This is a genomic window from Kitasatospora sp. NPDC057512 (assembly GCF_042802135.1).
In the GTDB taxonomy this organism is placed as follows: Bacteria; Actinomycetota; Actinomycetes; order Streptomycetales; family Streptomycetaceae; genus Kitasatospora.
In genome coordinates, this window is record NZ_JBHVET010000645.1 from 1 (window position 1) to 5035 (window position 5035).

Consider the following 5035-nt stretch of genomic DNA (forward strand, 5'->3'; position numbering starts at 1 on the left):
CCTCCCGGGGGCGCCGTACGGGGCGGGGCGGTCAGACGGCCGCCGCCTCCAGCGAGGACTCGGCCGGAGCCTCGCCCTTGCCGGTGCCGCGCAGCGGCACCTCGCGGAGGAACACCGCCGCGGCGATCGCGATCACGGCCACCCCGGCGCCCCACAGGAAGACGGTGTGCATGCCGTTGGACACCGCGTGGTTGTAGGCGTCCTGGACGTAGTCCGGCAGCTTGTGGAGCTCCTCCAGGCTGCTCTGCTGCGGGTCCTTCATACCGCCCGGGGGCATCGGCTTCCCGGCCAGCATCTCCGACATGGTGTCGGTCACCCGGTTGTTGAACAGCGCGCCGAACAGCGCGACACCGAAGGAGCCGCCGATGGTGCGGAACAGCGTGGCGGTGGAGCTGGCCACGCCCATGTCCTTGAGTTCGACGCTGTTCTGCGCGACCAGCATGGTGATCTGCATCAGGAAGCCCATGCCGGCGCCGAGCACGACCATCCAGCAGGCCGAGGTGAACCTGCTGGTCCCGATGCCCATGGTGGAGAGCAGGATCAGGCCGACGGTCATCACGATGGTGCCGATGATCGGGTAGATCCGGTACTTGCCGGTCTTGGTGACGGCCTGGCCGACCACCAGCGAGACGATCAGCATGCCGAACATCATCGGCATCAGCAGCAGGCCGGAGTTGGTGGCCGAGGCGCCCTGGACCGTCTGCTGGTAGAGCGGCAGGAAGACGGTCGAGCCGAACATCACGAAGCCGACGATGAAGCCGATGATCGAGACCAGGGTGAAGTTCAGGTTGCGGAACAGGCTCAGCGGGAGCATCGGCTCCTCGGCCCGCTGCTCCACGTAGCAGAAGGCGATCAGCGAGGCGGCGGCGAGCGCGGTCAGGCCCAGGATCTCCTTGGAACCCCAGGCGTACTGCTGGCCGCCCCAGGTGGTGATCAGCACCAGCGAGGTGATGCCGGTGGTGAGCAGCACGACGCCCGCGTAGTCGATCTTGGCGGTGTTGCGGACCTTCGGCAGCTTCAGGGTGACGACGACCACGGCGAGCGCTATCACGCCGAGCGGCAGGTTGATGTAGAAGGTCCAGTGCCAGCTCAGGTGGTCGGTGATGAAGCCGCCGGCCAGCGGGCCGCCGATGGTGGCGAGGGCCATCACCGCGGCGAACATGCCCTGGTACTTGCCGCGGTCGCGCGGCGGGACGAGCGCACCCATGATCGACATGACGCCGACCATCAGACCGCCGGCGCCCAGGCCCTGCACGGCGCGGAAGCCGATCAGTTCGTTCATGTTCTGCGACAGGCCGGACAGCGCCGAGCCCACCAGGAAGATCACGATCGAGGTGAGGAAGGTGCCCTTGCGGCCGTACATGTCGCCGAGCTTGCCCCAGACCGGGGTGGAGGCGGCGGTCGCCAGGGTGTACGCGGTGACCACCCAGGACAGGTGCTCGCCGCCGCCGAGGTCGTGGACGATGGTCGGCATCGCGGTGCCGACGATCAGGTTGTCGAGCATGGCCAGCAGCATGGTGACGACCAGGCCGACCATCACGAGGCGGATCTCGCGGGGCGACCGCGTTTGCTCCTCCTCGGCCGTCTTGTCCTCCGGTACCGGGCCGGCGGTCTTGGACTGTGACATGAGGTGGGGTCTCCCGGAGGGTGGTTCGGACGGAGCGTCGTGCCGCGCGGCGGCTCACTTACTTGTCGCCCGGCTAGTTTATCGACCGTCGGCACGGTAGGTTGTTTCCTAGCCGGTCGTCAAGCCAGTTTCCCGACCGGCCTTCCGGGCAGGGAGAATGGGCCCGGGGCGGACACCGCTCCGCGGTCCGCAGTAGTCACCGACGCAGTCATGAGGCAGGCCATGGGCACTCCGCACAGCCCCCGCAGCGACACCCGGGCTCGCATCATCGAGGTGTCACTGGAGCTCTTCGCCGAGCAGGGCTACGAGCAGACCTCACTGCGCGAGATCGCCGACCGCCTGGGCGTCACCAAGGCCGCGCTCTACTACCACTTCAAGACCAAGGACGACATCGTCCTGGGCATCGTCGAGCGGATGGCCGCGCCGATCGACGAGTCCATCGCGTGGGGCCGCAAGCAGGCCTGGAGCCCGGAGATGCGCGACGAGCTGATCCGCCGCTTCGCGGACGGTATGGCCGAGCGGGCCCCGCTGCTGCGCTTCTTCCACGAGAACCAGCCCGCACTGCGCGAGTCCCCGGCCGGGCTGGCCTTCAGGGACCGCATGATCACCATGATGCAGCTGGTGCACGGGCCGGAGGCGGACTTCCACGACCGGCTGCGGGCCGCGATGGCGCTGTTCACCGTCCACTCGTCGCTGTTCCTGCTCAAGCAGGACACCGCGGACTGCGCCCACACCCCGAACGTGTGGGGCGAGCAGCCGTCCCCCGCCGGCCTGGACGAGGCGATCGGGGCGGCCCGGGACATCGCGCTGGAGATCGGCGCCGGGATCAGCCACCCCGCCCGCACCGCCGGCTGAGGGCACCGGTCCCGGAGGGCCCGGTGCCCTGGGCGGCTCAGAAGTCCGTGACGCCGTGCCCCGCGAGGTACGCGATCGGGTTGACCACCGCGCCGTAGCGGTTGCTGGTCCGGATCTCGAAGTGCAGGTGCGGGCCGGTCGAGTTGCCGGTGCTCCCGGACAGCCCGATCCGCTCGCCCGCGGACACCCGCTGGCCCGCCGAGACGGTGACCGAGGACATGTGGGCGTACTGCGCGAAGTGCCCGTCCGCCAGCCGCAGCACGACCTCCTTGCCGTACGCGCCGTCCCAGCCGGCCGACACCACGCTCGCGTCGCCGACCGCCAGCAGCGGCGTGCCCGGGGAGACCGCGAAGTCCACCCCGGTGTGGTACCCGGCGGCGTAGCTGCGGTTGGCCTTCCCGTACGGATTGCTGGTCGGCGCGTTCGGCACCGGCGCCGACCACCCGGGTTCCGGCGCGGGGCCGGGCTCCGGTGCGGGTCCGGCCTCCGGGGCCGGCTCACCGGCGGGCTCCGGCTCCGGCTCCGGTGTCGGCGGTTCGAACGGCAGCAGGTTGGGCGCCACCGTCACGAACTCCTGCGCCGAGTCCCCGTCGTCGGGCAACTTGTACGGGCTGGGGCCGGCCACCTGGACCAGCCCCGCGCTCGGCACCTCCGCCCGCGGCACGGTGAAGGCCGAGCTGCCCGGCGTGGTGGGCCGTACGGTCTGCGCCGAGGCCGTGCCCGGGGTGGCCACCAGCAGCACGCCGGCGAGCAGCGTGGCGACCGCTCCGGCCGAGACCAGCGCGTGGTCGTGCTCGGCCCGCTGACGGCTGCCGGGCAGCGTGGTGTGCCGGGGGGACCCGAGGGCACGCAGCGGCGCGGCCTGGGTGCGGACGGCGTGGCCGATCCGGGGCTGCCAGGCGGCGGCCCGGGCCGCCGCCTGGGCGGCGAGCCGGCGCAGGGCCGGCCCCACGGGTGGGACGGTGGACATCTGCCGTACCTCACGGATCGTACGAGGGCAGCACGAAGTGCCCGTTCGGGCGCGTGCTGAGCGGGGGACCACTCAGGTGTAACGGTCACCGGGCGGAGTCCCAAACGCGGTGACGTACTACGGCGTGTAGTCATCGTGGTGCCGGAGATTCAAACCGACGGAGTAATGATCATGAGATCGGATCGCCCATGACCGCTCCGGGCCGCCCGCCGCCTCCCCGGCCTCGCTACTACCGCCGGTCGTACCGCGCCGGAGGCCTGTGACCAGCACCACGCGCGGCCGGGGTTTCGCGGCCTCGAACCGCTTTCCGTCCGCACCGCTGACCGGTCCGGCCCGCTGCGGGACCATCGAGCCATGTATGGCAACAGGAGCGAAGACCCCGACGCCGGTGACCGCCCGAGCCTGCCGGACCGCCGCTTCGCCGCCCTGCGCGGCTGCGAGCGGCTGCTGTCCGGGGCCCGGCCGCAGAGCATCCGCGAACGCCTCGCCGACCTGGCCGGCCCGCCGCCGGGCGCCGCCCCCGACCCGGATGCCGCCCCCGACCCGGACGGTGCTCCCGACCCGCACGGCGTCCCCGACCTGGACGGCCGCCCGGACCAGTACGGCGACGGCGTGGTCCGCACCCTGGAGCACCGGGTCGCCGAGCTGCTCGGCACCGAGGACGCGGCCTTCTTCCCGACCGGCACGATGGCCCAGCAGATCGCCCTGCGGATCCACGCCGAGGCGGCCGGGTGCCGCACCGTGGTCACCCACCCGCTGGCCCACACCGACCGGCACGAGCGGCACGCGCTCGGTGTGCTGTCCGGGCTGCGCAGCCTCTGGCCGACCGCCGAGCCGCGCCAGCCCACCGCCGAGGAGCTGCGCGCCCTGGACGAGCCGTACGCCGCGCTGAGCCTGGAGCTGCCGCTGCGCGACGCCGGGTTCGTGCTGCCCGGCTGGCCGGAGCTGGTGGAGCTGGCCTCGGTGGTGCGGGAGGAGCACGGTGCGGCGCTGCACCTGGACGGCGCCCGGATCTGGGAGTCCGCGGTCGCCCTCGGCCGGCCGCTGCCGGAGGTCGCCGGCCTGGCCGACTCGGTCTACGTCTCCTTCTACAAGACGCTCGGCGGGATCAGCGGCGCCGCGCTGGCCGGCCCGGGCGGCTTCGTCCGCACCGCCCGGGCCTGGCGGCACCGCTACGGCGGCCAGCTCTACCAGCAGTGGCCGTTCGCGCTCGCCGCGCTGGCCGGGCTGGAGCGCGAACTGCCGCGGCTGGCCGGGTACGTGGCGCACGCCCGGGCGGTCGCCGGGGCGCTGGCCCGGGCGTTCGCCGCCGTCCCCGGTGCCCGGGTGCACCCGGCCCCGCCGCACACCCACCAGTTCCAGTTGTGGTTGCCCTACCCGGTCGGGGAGTTGGAGGAGGCCGGGCTGGGGCTGGCCGAGGACACCGGGATCGGGCTGTTCGGCGCCTGGCGCGCGGGCGGGCCGCCGGGGCTGTCGGTGACCGAGGTCACGGTCGCCGCGCCCGCCCTCGACTGGACCGCCGCCGACGTCGCGGTGGCGTCCGCCGCCTTCCTGGACCGGCTGTCGGCCGTCCGGGCCTGACC

General features: G+C 72.7%; 4 protein-coding genes. 2 read left to right on the top strand and 2 right to left on the bottom strand.

Annotated elements, in window-relative coordinates:
* Positions 1 to 31: 31 nt before the first annotated feature.
* Positions 32 to 1627, bottom strand: a complete 1596-nt coding sequence (locus ACFU6K_RS31090; protein WP_380668668.1) for an MDR family MFS transporter — start codon at positions 1625 to 1627, stop codon at positions 32 to 34.
* 222 nt (positions 1628 to 1849) lie between these two features.
* Here ACFU6K_RS31090 and ACFU6K_RS31095 point away from each other — a divergent pair, with 222 nt between their 5' ends.
* Positions 1850 to 2482, top strand: coding sequence for a TetR/AcrR family transcriptional regulator (locus ACFU6K_RS31095; protein ID WP_380668670.1), 633 nt, complete (start codon positions 1850 to 1852; stop codon positions 2480 to 2482).
* A 37-nt stretch (positions 2483 to 2519) separates the two neighbouring features.
* On the opposite strand, the gene ACFU6K_RS31100 is transcribed toward ACFU6K_RS31095, so the two are convergent.
* Positions 2520 to 3452, bottom strand: a complete 933-nt coding sequence (locus ACFU6K_RS31100; RefSeq protein WP_380668672.1) for a M23 family metallopeptidase — start codon at positions 3450 to 3452, stop codon at positions 2520 to 2522.
* A gap of 354 nt (positions 3453 to 3806) precedes the next feature.
* Between ACFU6K_RS31100 and ACFU6K_RS31105 the strand changes: the two genes are divergently transcribed.
* Positions 3807 to 5033 carry a threonine aldolase family protein gene (locus tag ACFU6K_RS31105; RefSeq protein ID WP_380668674.1) on the top strand — a complete coding sequence of 409 codons (1227 nt, stop codon included), beginning with the start codon at positions 3807 to 3809 and terminating at the stop codon, positions 5031 to 5033.
* Positions 5034 to 5035: the final 2 nt, after the last annotated feature.